Genomic DNA, 21,148 nt, shown 5'->3' on the forward strand with positions numbered 1-21,148 from the left:
GGAGCCCTCTTTATTTGCGCAATACCGCAATGGCATCCACCGCCTCGCGAATCAGCGCCGGCCCCTTGTAGATGAATCCCGAATAGATCTGCACCAGGCTCGCACCGGCGGCGATCTTCTCCGCCGCATGCCTGCCCTCGGTGATGCCGCCGACCGCGATGATCGGCAAACGCCCGCCCAGCTCGCCAGCCAGCACCTTGACGATATGCGTGCTCTTGTCGCGCACCGGCGCACCCGACAGCCCGCCGGCCTCGTCGCCATGGGCCAGGCCTTCGACGCCTTCGCGGCCGAGGGTGGTGTTGGTGGCGATCACCGCATCCATTCCCGCCTCCAGCAGCGCCGCGGCCACCAGTGCGGTTTCCTCGTCGCTCATGTCCGGGGCGATCTTGATCGCCAGCGGCACGCGCTTGCCGTGCTGCTGGGCCAGGTTCTCCTGGCGCTGGCGCAGCGCTTCGAGCAGTTCCTTGAGCGAGTCGCCGAACTGCAGGCTGCGCAGGCCGGGGGTGTTCGGCGAGCTGACGTTGACCGTGACGTAGCTGGCGTGGGCATAGACCTTGTCCAGGCAGGCCAGGTAGTCGTCCACCGCACGCTCGACCGGGGTATCGAAGTTCTTGCCGATATTGATCCCCAGCACGCCCGTGAACTTAGCCGCCTGCACTCGTTGCAGCAGGTGGTCGACGCCCAGGTTGTTGAAGCCCATACGGTTGATCACCGCCTCGGCCTCCGGCAGGCGGAACAGCCGCGGCTTGGGGTTGCCCGGCTGCGGCCGCGGGGTGACGGTGCCGATCTCGACGAAGCCGAAGCCCAGCTGGGCGAAGCCGTCGATGGCGTCGCCGTTCTTGTCCAGCCCGGCGGCCAGGCCCACGGGGTTGGCAAACTGCAGGCCCATCACCGTGGTTGGCAGACTGGCCGGCGCCTTGCTCAGCAGGCGGTTGAGGCCCAGACGGCCGCCGGCGCCGATCAGGTCGATGGACAGCTCGTGGGAGGTTTCCGGGGACAGTTTGAACAGCAGCTCGCGGGCCAGGGAGTACATGGGCAGGCTTAGCTCGATAGATGAGGGTGGGCAGGCCGGCGATTATAGCCGCGCGCGGCCCACCGGCGCGAGGCAGGCACGCCGGATCAGGGCAAAGGGCGTAAGCTCAGCAGCTCGCCGGCGGTACTGAACTCCAGGACGAAGGAACCATAGATCCCCTCGTGGGTCAGATAGGGCCGCAAATGGTGGGCCGGCAAACTGACGCGGCGGCCGTCGCGGCTTTGCGCCATAATCCGGTTGGCATGGCCACGGTAGACGGCCTGCAACCGTTCGGCCGATAACGCAATATCCAGCACCAAGCTGGGCATGGAGGCACCCTCGCAAATGAATGCGGCTATTTTGCCACAGACCCACCTCGGCGCCGTGCAAGCAGGAGCTGCCGGCGTCTGCCACACTGCTGTAGACGCCCCTGGAGCGACCTGCCGGCCATGAGCCTGTCCGAGCCCTCGACCCTCAGCACCCGCCTGACCGCTCTGGCCCAACGCCTGGGACTGATCGGTCGCGGCTCGCGGCAGATATTCGCCCGGGCCAGCGCGCTGCGCCTGCCGTTCCGGGTGCTGCCGCCACCCGGGACAAGCATCTGCTGGCACGAGGGCCCGCCCCTGCAGCGCCTGGTCGACCTGCCACGCGGTGCGCTCTCAGGCCCGGTGCAGGAAGACAAGGCCCAGGCCCATGCCGCCCTGACCCAGGTGGTGACGACCGAACGCCAACACCTGCAAGCCTTCGACCTGCGCCTGGTCGACGGCTTCGCCTGCAACGCGAGCAGCCAGCACGGCTACGCCAGTTTCGAGGACTATGCGGCGAGCGAGCACTGCAAGCAGGTACGCATCATCAGCTACAAGGATTTCGTCAAGACCATCAGCCAGGCCTTGCCGCGTTTTCTCGCCGGCGAGGCCGTCGAGCTGCGGCAGGCCGGCTGGCACGGCACCCGCACCTTCTGGGCGGGCGAGCAGCAGGGCGAAGCCTTCGCCGGAGCCATCGTCTATGCCCGCAGGCGCGGCCTGGAGGTGCTGCTGCCGGCCAACCTGACCCGTTACCGGCTGAGCGCCAGCGGGCTGGAAAACCTGCAGCTGCGCTACCACGTGCTGGCCATGCCGGGCGAAGCCTGGAGCGACCCGCACTTCATGGGCCTGCTGCTGGACAACGGCCTGCCCTATGCGCGCCTGTCGTTGCTGAAGACCGCCGGCGCGCCGGAATTCCTCCTGTTGCCCAAGGAACATCCCCAGGCCACCGCCCTCGGCGAAGGCCTGCGCCTGGCCGGCGCGCCCGACGTACTGGGCTATCTGCGCCAGCTGGCTCTGTAACCCGGTGACGGGCCCATTCGCGTAGGGTGCGCTGCGCGCACCGGCCATACCATCCGAGCTGGTGCGCACGGCGCACCCTGCGATTACTCGTCACCGCCACGCAGCAGACGGCCGATCATCTCCAAGGAATAACCGCGATAGGCGAGAAAGCGCCCCTGCTGGGCGCGCTCGCGAACATCGCCCGGCAGCTGGCCGCCATACTTGCGCTGCCAGGTCTCGCGCAGCTGTTCGAACCAGTCGATGCCGCTGTCGCGCAGCGCCTGGTCGATGTCGCCGCGCGCCAGACCGCGCTGGCCCAGCTCTTCGCGAATGCGCTGCGGGCCATAGCCGGCGCGGGCGCGGTAGGCGACGAAGCTTTCCAGGTAACGCGCCTCCGAGAGCAGGCCCTCTTCGGCCAAACGCTGCAACGCAGCCTCGATCAGCGCCTCGGGGGCGCCGCGTTTGCGCAGCTTGCGCGTCAGCTCTACCCGTCCATGTTCGCGCCGCGCCAGCAGATCCATGGCCGCCCGCCTGACGGCGAGCGGGTTATCCAGCACCACGGACATGCTGCGTAGGCTTAGAAGTCGACTTCGGCGTCGGCCAGGTCATCGACCGAGGCTTTCACCGGTGCACCGCCGACCAGCAGCTTCTCGCGAACCTGGCCCTCGATGGCGCGCGCCACTTCCGGGTTGTCTTCCAGGTATTTGGCCGCGTTGGCCTTGCCCTGACCGATCTTGTTGCCCTGGTAGCTGTACCAGGCGCCGGATTTCTCCACCAGGCCCTGCTGCACGCCCAGGTCGATGATCTCGCCGTTGCGGTAGATGCCCTTGCCGTAGAGGATCTGGAACTCGGCCTGGCGGAAGGGCGGTGCCACCTTGTTCTTGACGATCTTCACGCGGGTTTCGCTGCCCACCACTTCCTCGCCTTCCTTCACCGCGCCGGTGCGGCGGATGTCCAGGCGCACCGAGGCGTAGAACTTCAGCGCGTTACCGCCGGTGGTGGTTTCCGGGCTGCCGAACATCACGCCGATCTTCATGCGGATCTGGTTGATGAAGATCACCAGGCAATTGGCGTTCTTGATGTTGCCGGTGATCTTGCGCAGCGCCTGGCTCATCAGGCGGGCCTGCAGGCCGACGTGCATGTCGCCCATCTCGCCTTCGATTTCCGCCTTGGGCACCAGGGCAGCCACGGAGTCGACGATGATCACGTCGACGGCATTGGAACGCACCAGCATGTCGGTGATTTCCAGCGCCTGCTCGCCGGTATCCGGCTGCGACACCAGCAGGTCGTCGACATTCACGCCGAGCTTGCCGGCATAGTCGGGGTCTAGGGCGTGCTCGGCGTCGACGAAGGCGCAGGTGGCCCCCATCTTCTGCGCTTCGGCGATCACCGACAGGGTCAGGGTGGTCTTACCGGAGGATTCCGGCCCGTAGATCTCGACGATCCGGCCCTTCGGCAGGCCGCCGATGCCCAGGGCGATGTCCAGGCCCAGCGAGCCGGTGGAGATGGCCGGAATGGCCTGGCGCTCGTGATCGCCCATGCGCATTACCGCACCCTTGCCGAACTGCTTCTCGATCTGACCCAGGGCAGCCGCCAAGGCGCGCTTCTTGTTCTCGTCCATTTGTATCCTCACGTGCTCAAGGCCTCAGCGGCCACCGACAACTGTATAAGTAGACAGTATTATTCCACAGGGCAAGTCGCCCGCCTACCCCATTACCGGATTTTCCTCGGCCAGCAGGCGCGAAAGCCCCGCCAGTGCGGCCTCGACCGTTTGTCGGCGCACCTCGCCGCGATCACCGGGGAAGTGTTTGCGCAGGCTGTACAGGCGCTCGCCGTCGCCCCAGGCCAGCCATACGGTGCCCACCGGTTTCTCTGCCGAACCGCCGTCGGGCCCCGCCACGCCGCTGACCGCCACCGCGTAGCGCGCCCCACTGCGGGCCTGGGCGCCGCGCACCATGGCCTCGACCACCTCGCAGCTGACTGCGCCGACAGTGGCGAACAACTCGGCCGGCACGCCCAGCTGCTTGCTCTTCTGTGCGTTGGAATAGGTGACGTAGCCGGCCTCGAACCAGGCCGAACTGCCGGGGATACGGGTGATTGCCTCGGCGATGCCGCCGCCGGTGCAGGACTCGGCGGTGCTGACCTGGGCACCGGCGGCTTGCAACTGCCGGCCGAGCTGCGCGGCCAGGTGACTGATGGAATCCATATGCTCTCCGGGGTGAAACGGGCCAGGTCGATACCCTACACTAGGCGCTTTTGCGATTTAAGCCGGACAGTCGAGACCATGACGGACCTCTCCCAGCACACCCCAATGATGCAGCAGTACTGGAAACTGAAGAACCAGCACCCGGACCAGCTGATGTTCTACCGCATGGGGGATTTCTACGAGATCTTCTACGAAGACGCGAAGAAAGCCGCGAAGCTGCTGGATATCACCCTCACCGCCCGCGGCCAGTCCGCCGGCCAGTCGATCCCCATGTGCGGCATCCCCTTCCATTCGCTGGAAGGCTACCTGGCCAAGCTGGTCAAGCTCGGCGAGTCGGTGGTGATCTGCGAGCAGATCGGCGACCCGGCCACCAGCAAGGGCCCGGTGGAACGCCAGGTGGTGCGCATCATCACCCCCGGCACCATCAGCGACGAGGCCCTGCTCGACGAGCACCGCGACAACCTGCTGGCCGCCGTGCTCGGCGACGAGCGCCTGTTCGGCCTGGCCGTGCTGGATATCACCAGCGGCCGCTTCAGCGTGCAGGAGATCAAGGGCTGGGAAAACCTGCTGGCCGAGCTGGAACGTTTGAACCCCGCCGAGCTGCTGATCCCCGACGATTGGCCGCAGGGCCTGCCGGCGGAAAAGCGCAAGGGCTCGCGCCGCCGCGCGCCCTGGGACTTCGAGCGCGACACGGCATTCAAGAGCCTGTGCCAGCAGTTCGGCACCCAGGACCTGAAAGGCTTCGGCTGCGAGCACCTGACCCTGGCCATCGGCGCCGCCGGCTGCCTGCTGGCCTACGCCAAGGAAACCCAGCGCACCGCCCTGCCCCACCTGCGCAGCCTGCGTCACGAGCGCCTGGACGACACGGTGATCCTCGACGGCGCCAGCCGGCGCAACCTGGAGCTGGACATCAACCTCGCCGGCGGCCGCGACAACACCCTGCAGTCGGTCATGGACCGCTGCCAGACCGCCATGGCCAGCCGCCTGCTGGGCCGCTGGCTGAACCGCCCGCTGCGTGATCGCGCGGTACTGGAGGCACGCCAGGACGCCATTGCCTGCCTGCTCGACGGTTACCGCTTCGAAACGCTGCAACCGCAGCTCAAGGAGATCGGCGACCTGGAGCGCATCCTCGCCCGTATCGGCCTGCGCAACGCCCGTCCACGCGATCTGGCGCGCCTGCGCGACGCCCTGGCCGCGCTACCCGAACTGCAGCAGGCGATGACCGACCTGGACACCCCGCACCTGCAGCAGCTGGCCTCGAGCATCGCCACCTACCCGGAACTGGCCGACCTGCTGGCCCGCGCCATCATCGACAACCCGCCGGCGGTAATCCGCGACGGCGGCGTGCTGAAGACCGGCTTTGACGCCGAGCTGGACGAGCTGCAGGCGATGAGCGAGAACGCCGGCCAGTTCCTCATGGACCTGGAAGCGCGCGAGAAAGCCCGCACGGGCCTGGCCAACCTCAAGGTCGGCTACAACCGCGTGCACGGCTACTTCATCGAGCTGCCGACCAAGCAGGCCGAATCGGCACCGGCCGACTATATTCGCCGGCAGACGCTCAAGGGCGCCGAGCGTTTCATCACCCCGGAGCTCAAGGAGTTCGAGGACAAGGCGCTGTCGGCCAAGAGCCGCGCCCTGGCCCGCGAAAAGATGCTCTACGACGAACTGCTCGAGCACCTGATCGGCCACCTGGCGCCGCTGCTCGGCAGCGCCGCGGCGTTGGCCGAACTGGACGTACTGAGCAACCTGGCCGAACGGGCGCTGAATCTCGACCTCAATCGTCCGCGTTTCGTCGAGGAACCCTGCATGCGCATCGACCAGGGGCGTCACCCGGTGGTCGAACAGGTGCTGACTACGCCCTTCGTGGCCAACGACCTGAACCTCGACGACAGCCGTCGCATGCTGATCATCACCGGGCCGAACATGGGCGGTAAGTCCACCTACATGCGCCAGACCGCGCTGATCGTGCTGCTGGCCCATATCGGCAGCTTCGTCCCAGCGGCGGCCTGCGAGCTGTCACTGGTCGACCGCATCTTCACCCGTATCGGTTCCTCGGACGACCTGGCCGGCGGCCGCTCCACCTTCATGGTGGAAATGAGCGAGACCGCCAACATCCTGCACAACGCCAGCGAGCGCAGCCTGGTGCTGATGGACGAAGTCGGCCGCGGCACCAGCACCTTCGACGGCCTGTCGCTGGCCTGGTCGGCGGCCGAGCACCTGGCGCGGCTGCGCGCCTTCACCCTGTTCGCCACCCACTACTTCGAGCTGACCGTGCTGCCGGAAAGCGAGCCGGTGGTGGCCAACGTGCACCTCTCGGCCACCGAGCACAACGAACGCATCGTCTTCCTCCACCACGTCCAGCCCGGGCCAGCCAGCCAGAGCTACGGCCTGGCGGTGGCGCAACTGGCCGGCGTGCCCGGCACGGTGATCGCCCGCGCGCGCGAGCACCTGGCACGACTGGAGACCACCAGCCTGCCGCACGATCTGCCGCGCCAGGAGCCCGGCAAAGCGCAGGTGCCGATGCAGAGCGACCTGTTCGCCAGCGTGCCGCACCCGCTGCTGGAGGAATTGCACAAGATCAATCCGGATGATCTGAGCCCGCGCAAGGCGCTGGAGCTGTTATATACATGGAAGACGCGCATCTAACGCAGCCGCGCGCAAGCTGCTAGAATCGCGCGCAATTTTACGACTTGCCCGGTTTACAGCCTGAGCCGCGGCCACTGAACAGAGCACCTGGCAGCCCTTCGCAGAAAGAGCCCAGGCCGCCGCCCGAGGAGAGAATCAGACATGACCTTCGTCGTTACCGACAACTGTATCAAGTGCAAATACACCGACTGCGTGGAAGTCTGCCCGGTGGATTGCTTTTACGAAGGCCCGAACTTCCTGGTGATCCACCCGGACGAGTGCATCGACTGCGCCCTGTGCGAGCCCGAGTGCCCGGCCCAGGCGATCTTCTCCGAGGACGAGGTGCCGGAGGACATGCAGGAATTTATCGAGCTGAACGCTGACCTGGCCGAAGTCTGGCCGAACATCACCGAGAAGAAGGACGCCCTGGCGGACGCCGAGGAATGGGATGGCGTGAAGGACAAGCTGCAGCACCTGGAGCGCTGAGCGCCAGGCTGAAAACACCAAGACCCGCCAAGTGCGGGTCTTCTGTTTTTCAGAGTAAAAAAAGGGGCGGCTTGCGCCGCCCACTCTTTTGTCCCTAGTCCCTTTGTTTCCCAACCCATCGTCCTGATGAATCGCTTCTTGCGATGTTCCCGATCATCGTCCTGATGACCCGTGCTTGTCCCTGAGCACGAGAGTGATATTAGTCGCTGCAGCAGCGCTCACAACCCCGGCCCAGGGCACGACGGAGCGCGCCACAGCCTTTTGCCCGCAAGAATAAATCATTCAAAAACAATAACTTAATAAAAATAGAACGGCATAACGGCGAGAAGCTCGCGACCTTTCCGCACAAAGGCTGACAGCACCTGTAAGCGATGGCTTACATGGCCAGGCAGAAAAAACCCGGCCGCAGCCGGGTTCTTGATGAGCGCGCCGTCTTACTGGAACAGGGCGTCGCTGGACAGGCCGTTCTTCTCGAGGATTTCGCGCAGACGCTTGAGCGCCTCGACCTGGATCTGCCGCACCCGCTCGCGGGTCAGGCCGATCTCCTGGCCTACTTCCTCCAGCGTGCAGCTCTCGTGGCCACGCAGGCCGAAACGGCGCACCACCACTTCACGCTGTTTGTCGGTGAGATCCGACAGCCACTGATCGATGCTCTGCGACAGGTCGTCGTCCTGCAACAGCTCGCAGGGGTCGGTCGGCCGGTCGTCGGTCAGGGTATCGAGGAGGGTCTTGTCCGAGTCCGGACCGAGTGAGACGTCCACCGAGGACACCCGCTCGTTGAGGCCGAGCATGCGCTTGACCTCGCCCACCGGTTTTTCCAGCAGGTTGGCAATTTCTTCCGCAGAGGGCTCGTGGTCGAGCTTCTGGGTCAGTTCGCGAGCCGCACGCAGGTAGACGTTGAGCTCCTTGACCACATGAATCGGCAAACGGATGGTGCGCGTCTGGTTCATGATGGCCCGTTCGATGGTCTGGCGGATCCACCAGGTCGCATAGGTCGAGAAACGGAACCCCCGCTCCGGATCGAATTTTTCCACCGCGCGGATCAACCCCAGATTGCCCTCCTCGATCAGATCGAGCAGCGACAGGCCGCGGTTGACGTAACGCCGAGCAATCTTCACCACCAGGCGCAGGTTGCTCTCGATCATGCGCTTGCGCCCGGCCGGATCGCCCTTCTGCGCCAGGCGCGCGAAGTGCACTTCCTCTTCGGGAGTAAGCAGAGGGGAGAAGCCGATTTCGTTGAGGTAAAGCTGAGTGGCGTCGAGCGCCCGGGTGTAATCGATGTACTTGTGCTGCTTGGAGGGGGTGGCGTGCTTGGTCTTGGCACGTGCGGCCGGCGTTTCCGCCTCGTCGCTCTGAACCTCGCCCAGAACGATGCCCGGCTCCATCAGGAGCAGTTCATCGTCGACGTCAAACTCCGGCGCTTCTTTTTTGATGAGAGCCATTGTTGTTGTCCCTAGCTGAGTTCGACAACAGACTCTGGCGGAACCATCCTGGCCACACCCGAGCCCGTCCCTCCTACGTGATGGGACGAGCCGGCTGGCGGATCAACGACGTGGCAGATATTGCAGCGGATCTACAGGTTTACCTTGGCGGCGAATCTCGAAATGCAGCTTCACCCGGTCGGCCCCTGTGGACCCCATCTCGGCAATGTTTTGCCCGGCCTTGACCTGCTGCCCCTCCCGTACCAACAACCTGCGGTTATGACCGTAAGCACTTACGTAGGTATCGCTGTGCTTGATGATGATCAACTCGCCGTAGCCCCGCAAACCACTCCCGGCGTACACCACTGAACCATCAGACGCAGCTAAAACAGGCTGTCCTAATTCCCCGGCGATATCAATGCCTTTATTCAAACTGCCGTTTGAGGAGAAACGCCCGATCACCGTACCCTGCGCAGGCCAGGCCCAACCGCTGGCGGAACGGGTCACCGGGGTAACCGGCGTGGTAGCCGGAGCGGTCTTGACCGGTACCGGCTTGCTCGCCTGCGAAACCGGCGCCGTGGCCAGCGGCGGGCGGCTCGGCGCCGGCTGGCTGACCACCGGCGCGGTCGCCCGCGGCACCGTCGCGGCCACCGGCTGGGCCGGCGTGATGCGATTGTCGAAACGGATGACCTGGCCGACGCGAATCAGATAGGGATCGCGCAGGCCATTATGGGCAGCCAGCGCCTTCCAGTCCCAGCCGAAGCGAAAGGCGATGGAATAGAGCGTGTCGCCACGCTGCACCACGTAGTGGCCGCTGCGTACCGGCTGGCGCTGCACCAGCGGGGCGTTGCCCTGATGCTGCCCGCGCTCGACCACCTGCACGCCGCCCGGCGGCGGACTGGCGCAACCGGCCAGGGCACTGGCGGCGAGCAAAGCGAAAGGCAGGCGAAGGCCGGCGGCTCTGCGAATTAGCGCGTGAACGGCGGTGCGACTCACCATTTGCTCCCTGAACGATCCCGAATACGGCGGCTATTGTGCCGGATTTATTTGGCGCAACCAGTATCTCTTGGCTGACGCCCGGCCAACCACTCCAGCCCCAGCACCAGGACGATGCCGGCCAGCGCCAGCACCAGGGCCAGCAACAGCTGCGGGTCCTGGCCGCTGAGTTCGGCGAAATGCCCCGGCAGCAGGTTGTTCTGCAGCAGCGGTATCTGCTCGCCCTTGCTGTCGACGCGCCAGCTCAGGGTTTCCTTCCACGGCCAGACCTTGTTCAGCGAACCGAGCATCAACCCGGTGAGAAAGGCCAGGCTGAGGTCGCGCCAGCGCGCCAGCAACCAGCTGAGCAAGCGGGCGAAGCTGAGGATGCCGACCAGGCAGCCGCCGGCGAACACCGCCAGCACGCCGATTTCCAGGTCCTTCACCGCCCCCAGCACCACCGGATACAGGCCCAGCAGCAGCAGGATGAAGCTGCCGGAGATACCCGGCAGGATCATCGCGCAGATGGCGATGGCGCCAGCGCAGAACAGGCTCAGCGGGTCACTGCCCCACTGCACCGGCGCGGCCACGGTGATCCAGTAGGCGAAGGCCAGGCCGAGCAGGAAGCTCAGCGCCCGGCTCCAGTTCCAGCGATGAATGTCACGACCGACCATATAGGCCGAGACCAGGATCAGGCCGAAGAAGAACGACCAGACCGGGATCGGCTGATGCTCCAGCAGGTAGGTGATCAACCGCGCGAAGCTCAGCACGCTGGTCAGGATGCCGCCAAGCAGCACCAGCAGAAAGGTCGCGTTGGCCATGCGCCAGGCGTCCTTGATCCGTCCGCGCAACAGCAGCAAGGCGGCCTCGGGGACGCTGGCGATGGAGCGCAGCAGTTCGTCGTAGATGCCGCTGATAAAGGCGATGGTGCCGCCGGAGACGCCTGGCACCACGTCGGCAGCGCCCATGGCCATGCCCTTGGCGTAGAGCAGAAAATGTTTCTTCATGGATCCTTCCAGGATGGTGCAGCGGTCAGGCCAGCGGCCCGTTGAGTAGCGGCACGAAGCGCACCGCGTCCAGCACGTGGCGGGAGAAGCCGTTCTCTTCGCGCACGATCAGCAGCAGCTGCTGCACGTCGCCGGCGCCAACCGGAATCACCAGACGCCCGCCGGGCGCCAGCTGATCGAGCAGCGCCTGCGGCACTTCCGCAGCGGCGGCGGTGACGATGATGCCGTTGTACGGGCCCAGGGCATTCCAGCCCTCCCAGCCATCACCCCAGCGAAAGACCACGTTGCGCAGGCTGAGTTCGGCCAGGCGCTCCTTGGCGCGATCCTGCAACACCTGGATGCGTTCGACCGAGAACACCCGCTCCACCAGCTGCGCCAGCACGGCGGTCTGGTAACCGGAACCGGTACCGATCTCCAGCACCTTGTCCAGCGGCCCGGCGGCCAGCAGCAACTCGGTCATGCGCCCGACCATATAGGGCTGGGAGATGGTCTGGTTGTGCCCGATGGGCAGCGCGGTGTCCTCGTAGGCGCGGTGCGCCAGCGCCTCGTCGACGAACAGGTGGCGCGGCGTGCGGCGAATCACCTCGAGCACCCGCGGATTGCTCAGGCCCTCGTCGTAGAGGCGCTGAATCAGGCGCTCGCGGGTGCGCTGGGAAGTCATGCCGATCCCGCGGCGGTGCATATCGTCCTGTCCGCGCATCAGCAGATGCCCTCCAGCCAGCCGTGCATGCTGTCGAAGGCCTCGGCGAAGGTGCGGTCGAGCTGCAGCGGGGTAATCGACACATAGCCCTGCATCACCGCATGGAAATCGGTGCCCGGGCCGCCGTCCTCGGCATCGCCGGCCACCGAGATCCAGTAGCCTTCCTTGCCGCGCGGGTTGACCACCTTGACCGGCGCCGCGGCGCGGGCGCGGTGGCCCAGGCGGGTCAGCTGCACGCCGCGGATATGCTCCAGCGGCAGGTTGGGCACGTTGACGTTGAGCACGGTGCGCGGCGGCAGGTCGAGGCGCTCATGGGCCTCCACCAGCTTGCGGGCGAAATAGGCGGCCGTCGGCAGGTTATCGGCCTGACGCGACAGCAGCGAGAAGGCGAACGCCGGCTTGGCCAGGAAGCGCCCCTCCAGCGCGGCGGCGACGGTGCCGGAATAGAGCACGTCGTCGCCCAGGTTGGCGCCCAGGTTGATGCCCGAGACGACCATTTCCGGCACCTGCTCGAACAAACCGTTGAGGCCCAGGTGCACGCAGTCGGTGGGCGTGCCGTTGAGGCTGATATAACCGTTGCTCAGCGGCGTCGGGTGCAGCGGACGGTCGAGGGTCAGCGCGCTGCTGGCGCCACTCTTGTCCTCGGCGGGCGCGATCACCACGCACTCGGCATAGTCGGCCAGCGCCTGGTGCAACGCGGCGATCCCGGGTGCGTTCACCCCGTCGTCATTGGAAATCAGAATTCGCATGGAGTATCCGTCTGCCCTGCTGGCACCAGATCGACGAGTTCGCGCACCACGACAGTGGCGAAACACCCGGCCGGCAGGACGAATGCAAGTTGCAGAATATCGGGCTCCGGATAATGCCACGTCAGGCCGCCTATGGGGAGGCGCAGAATGCGCCGTTCGTGCGCCATGCCCGCCTTTGCCAGCCACTCGAGCAGCGCCGGCTCGCCCGCGCCGACGCCCTGTTCGACGAGCTGCACCGCCTCCGCCGTGGGCAGCGCGCCCTCGCCCCACAGCGGGCCGGTCGGGTGCAGGTCGAGAAGCGCCAGACGCGGGTCGGCTGTCTCCGCCTCGCCGGCCATGAAGAAACTGCGGCTGCCGGTAAAGGCCAGCAGGTCGCCGACCTGCGCCTGGTTCCAACTGCCGGCGGCGACCCGCTCGGCCAGCACGCGGTTGAACAGGTAGCTGCGCGCCGCCGACAGCAGGCGCGAACGCAGGTTGCGCTGCACCGGCAGTTCCTGGCGGGCCGCATACTGCCGGGCCTCCTCGACATTGCCGCCGGCGAAGCCGAAGCGTTGCAGGCCGAAGTAGTTGGGCACACCCTGCGCGGCGATGCGCTGCAGGCGCTGCTGCAGTGCCTCGCGGTCGGCCTCCAGGGCAGTCAGACGCAGGGTGAAACCGTTGGCGGCATGGGCGCCGCGCTGCAGCTTGCGGTTGTGCCGCAGGCTGCGCAGGACGGCCAGGTCATCACCCTGCGCGGTGGCCAGGTCGGGATCGGCCTTGCCCGGCAGGTGCAGGCTGAACCACTGCCGGGTCAGCGCCTGGCGATCCTTGAGTCCGGCGTAGCTGACCGCCTTGAGCGGCAGGCCGGCGGCGCGGGCGATGCGCCGGGCGGCGTCCTCGGTGTTCAGGCCGCGTTTTTCCACCCACAGCCAGAGGTGCTCGCCCTGGCCGGTGAGCGGGATGTCCAGCACCTCGTCGACCTGAAAGTCCTCGGCACTGGCCTTGAGCACGGCGCGCCCGCAGGCCTGGCCATGGGCGCGCGGGCCCAGCAGCTGCGCCTCGTTCATGCCTTGACCAGCAGCGCCACGGCATGCACCGCGATGCCTTCCTCGCGACCGGTGAAGCCGAGCTTCTCGGTGGTGGTGGCCTTGACGTTGACCTGGTCCAGCTCCACGCCGAGATCCTCGGCGATGCGCTCGCGCATGCTCTGGATATGCGGCGCCATCTTCGGCGCCTGGGCGACGATGGTGGCGTCGACGTTGCCCACCGCATAGCCCTTGGCCCGTACCAGCCCCATCACATGGCGCAACAGCGCGCGGCTGTCGGCGCCCTTGAAGCTCGGGTCGGTGTCGGGAAAGTGCTTGCCGATATCGCCCAGGGCCAGCGCACCGAGCAGCGCATCGGCGAGCGCATGCAGCAGCACGTCGCCGTCGGAATGGGCGATCAGCCCGAACTTGTGGGGAATGCGCACGCCGCCCAGGGTGATGAAATCGCCCTCGCCGAAGCGGTGTACGTCGTAGCCATGGCCGATACGCATAAAGAACAACGCCCTGAAAAAGTCAGGGCGTGATTCTACATGCACCGGCCGCCATAGGGGGCGCCGTGCGCACCCTAGGCCAAGGCTTCGGCGTGATGGCGCAGATGATCGTCGATAAAGCTGGCGATGAAGTAGTAGCTGTGGTCGTAACCCGGCTGCAGGCGCAGGGTCAGCGGATGGCCGGCCGCCTTGGCCGCCGCCTGCAGCGCCTGCGGCTTGAGCTGGGTTTCGAGGAAATCGTCGCGGTCGCCCTGATCGACCAGGATCGGCAGCTTCTCGCCGGCCTCGGCGATCAGCACGCTGGCGTCCCATTCGCGCCAGCGCGAGCGGTCCTCGCCCAGATAGAGGGAAAACGCCTTCTCGCCCCAGGGACAGTTCATCGGATTGCTGATCGGTGCGAAGGCCGACACCGAGCGATAGCGCCCGGGGTTCTTCAGCGCGCAGATCAAGGCGCCGTGGCCGCCCATGGAATGGCCGGCGACGCCGCGCTTGCCCGTCACCGGGAAGTTGGCCTCGACCAGCGCCGGTAGCTCCTGCACCACGTAGTCGTACATGCGGTAGTGCCGCGCCCAGGGTTCGACGGTGGCGTTGAGGTAGAAGCCGGCGCCGAGACCGAAGTCGTAGGCGCCGTCCGCATCGTCCGGCACGCCCTCGCCGCGCGGGCTGGTGTCCGGCGCGACCAGGATCAGGCCCAGCTCGGCCGCCAGCCTGTGCGCGCCAGCTTTCTGCATGAAGTTCTCGTCGGTGCAGGTCAGCCCGCTGAGCCAGTACAGCACCGGCAGGCGAGCCCCCTGCTCGGCCTGCGGCGGCAGGTAGACGGCGAACTGCATGTCGCAACCGAGCACCTCGGAACGGTGCCGGTAGCGCTTGTGCCAGCCGCCGAAGCTCTTGTTGCTGGAAACGATTTCCAAGGTCATGGACATCTCCCTCGGGTGCGCCGTGCGCACCGCTTGATCCTGGTGCAAATGGCGCACCCTACAGGCACAGGTCGCCCTGCAGTCAGAAATGAATGACAGTACGAATGCTCTTGCCTTCGTGCATCAGCTCGAACGCTTCGTTGATCTGATCCAGCGGCAGGTTGTGGGTGATAAAGGTGTCCAGCGGGATCTCGCCCTTCTGCGCCTTTTCCACGTAGCCGGGCAGCTCGGTACGGCCCTTGACCCCGCCGAAGGCGCTGCCGCGCCAGACCCGCCCGGTGACCAGCTGGAACGGCCGGGTGCTGATCTCGGCACCGGCCGGCGCCACGCCGATGATGGTCGACTCGCCCCAGCCCTTGTGGCAGCACTCCAGCGCAGCGCGCATCAGCTGCACGTTGCCGATGCACTCGAAGCTGTAGTCGACGCCACCGTCGGTCATCTCGACGATTACCTCCTGGATCGGCTTGCTGTGATCCTTCGGGTTGACGAAGTCGGTCATGCCCAGCTCGCGCGCCACGGCTTCCTTGGCCGGATTGATGTCGATGCCGATGATGCGCGAAGCCTTGGCCATCTTGGCGCCGATGATGGCCGCCAGGCCGATGCCGCCCAGGCCGAAGATGGCCACGGTAGAACCCTCGGTGACCTTGGCGGTGTTGAGCACGGCGCCGATACCGGTGGTCACGCCACAACCGAGCAGGCAGACCTTCTCCAGCGGCGCCTCCTTGGGGATCTTGGCCAGGGAGACTTCCGGCAGCACGGTGTACTCGGAGAAGGTCGAGCAGCCCATGTAGTGGTAGATCGGCTCACCATTGTAGGAGAAGCGGCTGGTGCCGTCGGGCATCAGGCCCTTGCCCTGGGTGGCGCGCACCGAGCTGCACAGGTTGGTCTTGTTGGATTTGCAGAATTTGCACTCGCCGCATTCGGCGGTATACAGCGGAATCACGTGATCACCGACCGCCAGCGAGGTGACGCCCTCGCCCACCGCCTCGACGATACCGCCGCCTTCGTGACCGAGGATGCAGGGGAACACGCCTTCGCTGTCCTGGCCGGACAGGGTGTAGGCATCGGTGTGGCAGACGCCGGTGGCGACGATGCGCACCAGCACCTCGCCGGCCTTGGGCGGCGCCACGTCCACCTCGACGATCTGCAGCGGCTGATTCGGGGCGAAGGCGACGGCGGCGCGGGACTTGATCATCTGGGCTCTCCTGAGCGTGTTGAGCGGTGGCCAGCAGTCTAGTCCAGCGCCATCCGGAAATAATTGGCGATCAGGCAAAACATTATTGCCATACAGGGATAATCAAGGTCTTCTTCTGCAGTTAGCGGCAGAGCCAGGATGCAATCCGGGAACTGCCGCGCCAGGCATTCCCGGATTGCATCCGGGCTACACGAGAAGGAGAAAGCATGAATCGCTGGGAAGGGCTGGACGAATTCGTCGCCGTGGCCGAGTGCGGCCAGTTCAGCGCCGCCGCCGAGCGCCTGGGCCTGTCCACCTCGCAGGTCAGCCGCCAGGTCGCACGCCTGGAGGAGCGCCTGCAGAGCCGGCTGTTCTACCGCAGCACCCGGCGCGTGGCGCTGACCGAAGCCGGGCAGACCTTCCTGCAGCACTGCCAGCGCCTGCAGGACGCGCGCGAGGAAGCCCTGCGCGTGGTCAGCGACCTGACCGCCGAGCCCAAGGGACTGCTGCGCATGACCTGCGCGGTGGCCTACGGCGAGCGCTTCATCGTGCCGCTGGTCAATCAGTTCATGGCCCGTCATCCGCAGCTGCGGGTGGAGATCGAACTGTCCAACAGCCAGCTCGACCTGCTCCACGAGGGCCTGGACCTGGCCATCCGCCTCGGCCGCCTGCAGGATTCGCGGCTGGTGGCCGCGCGCCTGGCGCCGCGGCGGATGTACCTGTGCGCAGCGCCCGCCTACTTGCAGCACTACGGCCGGCCGCACTCGCTGTCGGAACTGGCGCGGCACAACTGCCTGGTGGGCAGCAGCGAGTACTGGAGCTTCGTCGACGGCGGGCGGGAAAGCCAGGTGCGCGTGCAGGGCAACTGGCGCTGCAACAGCGGCCAGGCGGTACTCGATGCCGCACTGCGCGGCTTCGGCCTGTGCCAGCTGCCGGACTATTACGTGCTCGAACACCTGGCCAGAGGCGCACTGGTGTCCCTGCTGGAACAGCACCAGCCACCGAACACCGCGGTCTGGGCGCTGTACCCGCAGCAGCGCCACCTGTCGCCCAAGGTGCGCCAGCTGGTCGATCACCTCAAACAGGGGCTGAGCGAACGCGCCGAGTATCGGGAGCAACAGAATGTCACAGCGCAAGGGGGAACCCCACGCGACGGGCGCGGCCAGAGTAACTGACGCCCAGGCGGCAGCTGAAAAACCTAGGCGACGACTGCAGGACTGCAGAAAGCCAAAGCCGAGGAAGTTTTTCCGCAGCCTACTCGCGTTTCACTGCAACCGGAGGACAGCGCTATGCAAGTCATGGTCAACAGCGACAACCATATCCACGGTTCCGCCGCCCTGGCGGACAAGGTACGCGGCCGGGTGGAACTCAAGCTCAAGCGCTTCGAGGATCACCTGACCCGGGTCGAGCTGCACTTCAACGACGAGAACAGCCACAAGGGCGGCGGGCTGGACAAGCGCTGCCAGGCCGAAGCGCGGCTCAAGGGCCGCGACCCGGTATCGGTGAGCCATAACGCCGACAGCCTCGAGCAGGCACTGGAGGGCGTCATCGACAAACTCGGCACGGTGCTGGAGCGCAATATCGAGAAACAACGCCTGAGCTGAGACGCGGCGCTACTGGTTGCGCTCGGCCCAGGCTTGCCGCAACCACTGCAGATCCTCGGGGCGGGTGATCTTCAGGTTGTCCGCCCGCCCCTCCACCAGGCGCGGCGCCTGCCCAGCCCATTCCAACGCCGAGGCCTCGTCGGTGATCGAAGCGCCCGCCGCCAGCGCATCGGCCAGGGCGCCACGCAGCGCCGCCAGGCGGAACATCTGCGGCGTATAGGCCTGCCAGATCAGGCTGCGGTCCAGGGTTTCCAGCACCCGGCCATCGGCGCCGACACGCTTGAGGGTGTCGCGCGCCGGCACCGCCAGCAGGCCGCCGAGCGGATCCTCGGCCAGGGTGCTCAGCAGGCGGTCGAGGTCGGCGCGGGCCAGATTGGGCCGCGCCGCATCGTGCACCAGCACCCAGTCGTCCGCCCCGGCGCCGCCGGCCAGCAGCAGATCGAGACCGGCCAGCACCGAGTCGGCGCGCTCGCGCCCGCCCGCGGCGCGGCGCACCCGTGGGTCGCCGGCCACGGCCAGCTGCGCCCAGTAGGGATCGTCCGCGGCCAGACAGACCACGGCGCCGAGCAGGCCGGGGTGGTCGAGGAAGCAGTGCAGGCTATGTTCGAGAATGCAGCGCCCTGCCACCTGCAGGTACTGCTTGGGGCGGTCGGCGGCCATCCGCGCGCCGACGCCGGCGGCCGGGATCACCAGCCAGAAATTCGTGGTCATTCGGTCAGCAGGTAGAGGGTCTCGCCCTCTTTGAGCATGCCCAGTTCCTGCCGCGCGCGCTCTTCCACGGTCTCCATACCGCGCTTGAGCTCCATCACCTCGGCCTCGAGGATGCGGTTGCGCTCCAGCAGGCGTTCGTTCTCGCCCTGCTGCTCGGCGATCTGCTGCTGCAGGCGGCTGACCTGGGCCAGGCTGCCCTCGCCGATCCACAGGCGATACTGCAGGCCGGCCAGCAACAGGACCAGCACGATGAACAGCCAATACGGACTACGCATGGAGCGGCTCGCAGATTGAGTCATCGGCATGGTAGGGGCTGCGTTCATGCTTGAAAAGAAGCCGACTGATGAGTGACATGGGATTTCGGTACCTGCATCCGTGCATTGGTTCCAAGGGTTCGACGAAGCGTCCACGAAAAAGGGCGACTCGCGTCGCCCTTTTCTACCACGCAGTGCTTAGCCGCGGAACTCGGCACGGCCCTTATAGGGAGCCTTGCCGCCCAGCTGCTCTTCGATGCGCAGCAGCTGGTTGTACTTGGACACGCGGTCGGAGCGGCACAGCGAACCGGTCTTGATCTGACCGGCGGCAGTACCCACGGCCAGATCGGCGATGGTGCTGTCTTCGGTTTCGCCGCTGCGGTGCGAGATCACCGCGGTGAAGCCGGCGGCCTTGGCCATCTGGATGGCTTCCAGGGTCTCGGTCAGCGAGCCGATCTGGTTGAACTTGATCAGGATCGAGTTGCCGATCTTCTCATCGATGCCGCGCTTGAGGATCTTGGTGTTGGTGACGAACAGATCGTCGCCGACCAGCTGCACCTTGGCGCCGATCTTGTCGGTCAGCACTTTCCAGCTGGCCCAGTCGGACTCGTCCATGCCGTCTTCGATGGAGATGATCGGGTAGCGCTGGGTCAGGCCGGCCAGGTAATCGGCGAAACCTTCACCGCTGAATACCTTGCCTTCGCCGGCCAGGTCGTACTGTCCGTCCTTGTAGAACTCGCTGGAGGCGCAGTCCAGGGCCAGGGTGACGTCCTCGCCCAGCTTGTAGCCGGCATTGGCCACGGCTTCGGCGATGGCGGCCAGGGCGTCTTCGTTGGAGGCCAGGTTCGGCGCGAAACCACCCTCGTCGCCCACGGCGGTGTTCAGACCACGGGCCTTCAGCACGGCCTTGAGGTGGTGGAAGATCTCGGCGCCCATGCGCAGGGCCTCGGCGAAATTCTTGGCGCCGACCGGCTGGACCATGAACTCCTGGATGTCGACGTTGTTATCGGCGTGCTCGCCGCCGTTGATGATGTTCATCATCGGCACCGGCATGGAGTAGACGCCCGGGGTGCCGTTCAGGTCGGCGATGTGCGCGTACAGCGGCACGCCCTTGGCCTGGGCCGCGGCCTTGGCGGCAGCCAGGGACACGGCGAGGATGGCGTTGGCGCCCAGCTTGGCCTTGTTCTCGGTACCGTCGAGCTCGATCATCGCGCGGTCCAGGGCCTGTTGATCGGTCGCGTCCTTGCCCAGCAGCAGGTCGCGGATCGGGCCGTTGATGTTGGCGACGGCCTTGAGCACGCCCTTGCCCAGGTAACGGCTCTTGTCGCCGTCACGCAGCTCCAGCGCTTCGCGCGAGCCGGTGGAGGCACCGGACGGCGCGCAGGCGCTACCTTTGATGCCGCCTTCCAGAATTACATCGGCTTCCACGGTGGGGTTGCCGCGGGAGTCGAGAACCTCACGACCCTTGATGTCGACGATCTTTGCCATTGTTGTTTGCACTCCAAGGTTTGACGATAAGACTGCAGCAGCGGGCTGCGCGGGGCCGCCGTCGCCCCGTGGGGCGGGTCGGCGACACAGTCTGACTCACGGGTCAGGGGGATCTTTTCTGGGGCGGCACTTTACCGGATTGCGTGCGGTTCAGGCAGTCTCGATCGGCGGAAAACTCTTGATCAGGTCGTCGAGCTGCTTGAGCTGGGTGAGGAAAGGCTCCAGCTTGTTCAAGCGCAAGGCGCAGGGGCCGTCGCACTTGGCGTTTTCCGGATCGGGATGGGCCTCGAGGAACAGACCGGCCAGCCCCTGGCTCATGCCGGCCTTGGCCAGGTCGGTGACCTGGGCGCGGCGGCCGCCGGCCGAATCGGCGCGGCCGCCCGGCATCTGCAGGGCGTGGGTCACGTCGAAGAACACCGGGTACTCGAACTGCTTCATGATGCCGAAGCCGAGCATGTCCACCACCAGGTTGTTGTAACCGAAGCTGGAGCCGCGCTCGCAGAGGATCAGCTGATCGTTGCCGGCCTCCTCGCACTTGCGCAGGATGTGCTTCATCTCCTGCGGGGCGAGGAACTGCGCCTTCTTGATGTTGATCACCGCGCCGGTCTTGGCCATGGCCACCACCAGGTCGGTCTGCCGCGAGAGGAAGGCCGGCAGCTGGATGATGTCGCACACCGCGGCCACCGCGGCCGCCTGATGCGGCTCGTGGACGTCGGTGATCACCGGCACGCCGAAGGTCTTCTTCACTTCCTCGAAGATCTTCATGCCCTCTTCCAGGCCCGGGCCGCGGAAGGAGGTGATGGAGGAACGGTTGGCCTTGTCGAAGCTGGCCTTGAACACGTAGGGGATGCCGAGTTTCTCGGTCACCCGCACGTATTCCTCGCAGGCCTGCATGGCCAGGTCGCGCGACTCGAGCACGTTGATGCCGCCGAACAGCACGAAGGGCTTGTCGTTGGCGATCTCGATATTGCCGACCTTGATGATCTTCTGCGCCATGCC

At 66.1% G+C, this 21,148-nt stretch carries 23 protein-coding genes; 5 read left to right on the plus strand and 18 right to left on the minus strand.

All coding sequences use genetic code 11. From position 1 onward, the window contains the following. Positions 1-10 precede the first annotated feature (10 nt). The gene (locus ACIGFL_RS09965) at positions 11-1,033 is read right to left on the minus strand and encodes a quinone-dependent dihydroorotate dehydrogenase (RefSeq protein ID WP_397497065.1); all 1,023 of its coding nucleotides are present in this window, start codon (positions 1,031-1,033) and stop codon (positions 11-13) included. A gap of 86 nt (positions 1,034-1,119) precedes the next feature. Beyond that, positions 1,120-1,341, minus strand: coding sequence for a DUF2835 domain-containing protein (locus ACIGFL_RS09970; protein WP_031302573.1), 222 nt, complete (start codon positions 1,339-1,341; stop codon positions 1,120-1,122). A gap of 120 nt (positions 1,342-1,461) precedes the next feature. Here ACIGFL_RS09970 and ACIGFL_RS09975 point away from each other — a divergent pair, with 120 nt between their 5' ends. Continuing rightward, complete coding sequence (locus ACIGFL_RS09975; protein WP_397497066.1) at positions 1,462-2,337, plus strand: DUF6685 family protein; 876 nt, start codon at positions 1,462-1,464, stop codon at positions 2,335-2,337. A gap of 83 nt (positions 2,338-2,420) precedes the next feature. On the opposite strand, the gene recX is transcribed toward ACIGFL_RS09975, so the two are convergent. The 3 genes from recX to ACIGFL_RS09990 all read right to left on the minus strand — a co-directional run bounded on the left by recX (position 2,421) and on the right by ACIGFL_RS09990 (position 4,522). Beyond that, the gene (gene recX, locus ACIGFL_RS09980) at positions 2,421-2,882 is read right to left on the minus strand and encodes a recombination regulator RecX (RefSeq protein WP_397497067.1); all 462 of its coding nucleotides are present in this window, start codon (positions 2,880-2,882) and stop codon (positions 2,421-2,423) included. Between the two features lie 11 nt (positions 2,883-2,893). Next, positions 2,894-3,937 (minus strand): recombinase RecA, encoded by a 1,044-nt coding sequence (recA, locus tag ACIGFL_RS09985; RefSeq protein ID WP_122108627.1) that lies wholly within the window; start codon positions 3,935-3,937, stop codon positions 2,894-2,896. Positions 3,938-4,021: 84 nt separating this feature from the next. Then, positions 4,022-4,522, minus strand: coding sequence for a CinA family protein (locus ACIGFL_RS09990; protein ID WP_397497068.1), 501 nt, complete (start codon positions 4,520-4,522; stop codon positions 4,022-4,024). Between the two features lie 78 nt (positions 4,523-4,600). On the opposite strand from ACIGFL_RS09990, the gene mutS reads away from it, so the two are divergent. Continuing rightward, a complete protein-coding gene (mutS, locus tag ACIGFL_RS09995) occupies positions 4,601-7,168 on the plus strand; it encodes a DNA mismatch repair protein MutS (RefSeq protein WP_397497069.1) in 2,568 nt (855 codons plus the stop codon). Between the two features lie 141 nt (positions 7,169-7,309). Continuing rightward, positions 7,310-7,633, plus strand: a complete 324-nt coding sequence (gene fdxA, locus ACIGFL_RS10000) for a ferredoxin FdxA (protein ID WP_021441853.1) — start codon at positions 7,310-7,312, stop codon at positions 7,631-7,633. A gap of 434 nt (positions 7,634-8,067) precedes the next feature. Here the strand turns inward: fdxA and rpoS are convergent, their stop codons facing one another. The 9 genes from rpoS to ACIGFL_RS10045 form a co-directional block, all read right to left on the minus strand. Further along, complete coding sequence (rpoS, locus tag ACIGFL_RS10005) at positions 8,068-9,075, minus strand: RNA polymerase sigma factor RpoS (RefSeq protein WP_397488635.1); 1,008 nt, start codon at positions 9,073-9,075, stop codon at positions 8,068-8,070. A 102-nt stretch (positions 9,076-9,177) separates the two neighbouring features. Continuing rightward, positions 9,178-10,050: a peptidoglycan DD-metalloendopeptidase family protein gene (locus tag ACIGFL_RS10010; RefSeq protein WP_397497070.1), complete on the minus strand. Its 873-nt coding sequence runs from the start codon at positions 10,048-10,050 to the stop codon at positions 9,178-9,180. 47 nt (positions 10,051-10,097) lie between these two features. Further along, a complete protein-coding gene (locus ACIGFL_RS10015; RefSeq protein ID WP_021443083.1) occupies positions 10,098-11,036 on the minus strand; it encodes a DUF368 domain-containing protein in 939 nt (312 codons plus the stop codon). A gap of 25 nt (positions 11,037-11,061) precedes the next feature. Further along, positions 11,062-11,697 (minus strand): protein-L-isoaspartate(D-aspartate) O-methyltransferase, encoded by a 636-nt coding sequence (locus ACIGFL_RS10020; protein ID WP_177342884.1) that lies wholly within the window; start codon positions 11,695-11,697, stop codon positions 11,062-11,064. A 38-nt stretch (positions 11,698-11,735) separates the two neighbouring features. Further along, entirely contained in the window at positions 11,736-12,485 is a 750-nt protein-coding gene (gene surE, locus ACIGFL_RS10025) for a 5'/3'-nucleotidase SurE (RefSeq protein ID WP_397497071.1), read from the minus strand. Continuing rightward, the gene (truD, locus tag ACIGFL_RS10030; protein ID WP_021443080.1) at positions 12,473-13,531 is read right to left on the minus strand and encodes a tRNA pseudouridine(13) synthase TruD; all 1,059 of its coding nucleotides are present in this window, start codon (positions 13,529-13,531) and stop codon (positions 12,473-12,475) included. The genes surE and truD overlap by 13 nt, the downstream gene beginning before the upstream one ends. After that, positions 13,528-14,001: a 2-C-methyl-D-erythritol 2,4-cyclodiphosphate synthase gene (gene ispF / locus ACIGFL_RS10035; RefSeq protein ID WP_021443079.1), complete on the minus strand. Its 474-nt coding sequence runs from the start codon at positions 13,999-14,001 to the stop codon at positions 13,528-13,530. The genes truD and ispF overlap by 4 nt, the downstream gene beginning before the upstream one ends. A gap of 74 nt (positions 14,002-14,075) precedes the next feature. After that, a complete protein-coding gene (fghA, locus tag ACIGFL_RS10040; protein WP_021443078.1) occupies positions 14,076-14,918 on the minus strand; it encodes an S-formylglutathione hydrolase in 843 nt (280 codons plus the stop codon). A gap of 82 nt (positions 14,919-15,000) precedes the next feature. Then, positions 15,001-16,113, minus strand: coding sequence for an S-(hydroxymethyl)glutathione dehydrogenase/class III alcohol dehydrogenase (locus ACIGFL_RS10045; RefSeq protein WP_021443077.1), 1,113 nt, complete (start codon positions 16,111-16,113; stop codon positions 15,001-15,003). A 206-nt stretch (positions 16,114-16,319) separates the two neighbouring features. Between ACIGFL_RS10045 and ACIGFL_RS10050 the strand changes: the two genes are divergently transcribed. Both ACIGFL_RS10050 and ACIGFL_RS10055 read left to right on the plus strand, forming a co-directional pair. Next, a complete protein-coding gene (locus ACIGFL_RS10050) occupies positions 16,320-17,267 on the plus strand; it encodes a LysR substrate-binding domain-containing protein (RefSeq protein WP_021443076.1) in 948 nt (315 codons plus the stop codon). 114 nt (positions 17,268-17,381) lie between these two features. Then, positions 17,382-17,696 (plus strand): HPF/RaiA family ribosome-associated protein, encoded by a 315-nt coding sequence (locus tag ACIGFL_RS10055; protein WP_021443075.1) that lies wholly within the window; start codon positions 17,382-17,384, stop codon positions 17,694-17,696. 9 nt (positions 17,697-17,705) lie between these two features. Here the strand turns inward: ACIGFL_RS10055 and ispD are convergent, their stop codons facing one another. The 4 genes from ispD to kdsA form a co-directional block, all read right to left on the minus strand. Then, complete coding sequence (ispD, locus tag ACIGFL_RS10060; RefSeq protein WP_397497072.1) at positions 17,706-18,407, minus strand: 2-C-methyl-D-erythritol 4-phosphate cytidylyltransferase; 702 nt, start codon at positions 18,405-18,407, stop codon at positions 17,706-17,708. Continuing rightward, complete coding sequence (gene ftsB, locus ACIGFL_RS10065; RefSeq protein ID WP_021444007.1) at positions 18,404-18,682, minus strand: cell division protein FtsB; 279 nt, start codon at positions 18,680-18,682, stop codon at positions 18,404-18,406. The genes ispD and ftsB overlap by 4 nt, the downstream gene beginning before the upstream one ends. A 177-nt stretch (positions 18,683-18,859) precedes the next feature. Continuing rightward, positions 18,860-20,149 carry a phosphopyruvate hydratase gene (gene eno, locus ACIGFL_RS10070; protein ID WP_397497073.1) on the minus strand — a complete coding sequence of 430 codons (1,290 nt, stop codon included), beginning with the start codon at positions 20,147-20,149 and terminating at the stop codon, positions 18,860-18,862. A 150-nt stretch (positions 20,150-20,299) separates the two neighbouring features. Continuing rightward, positions 20,300-21,145 carry a 3-deoxy-8-phosphooctulonate synthase gene (gene kdsA, locus ACIGFL_RS10075; protein ID WP_021444009.1) on the minus strand — a complete coding sequence of 282 codons (846 nt, stop codon included), beginning with the start codon at positions 21,143-21,145 and terminating at the stop codon, positions 20,300-20,302. Positions 21,146-21,148 lie beyond the last annotated feature (3 nt).

Source organism: Pseudomonas sp. NPDC077649 (assembly GCF_044542855.1).
Taxonomy (GTDB): Bacteria; Pseudomonadota; Gammaproteobacteria; order Pseudomonadales; family Pseudomonadaceae; genus Aquipseudomonas.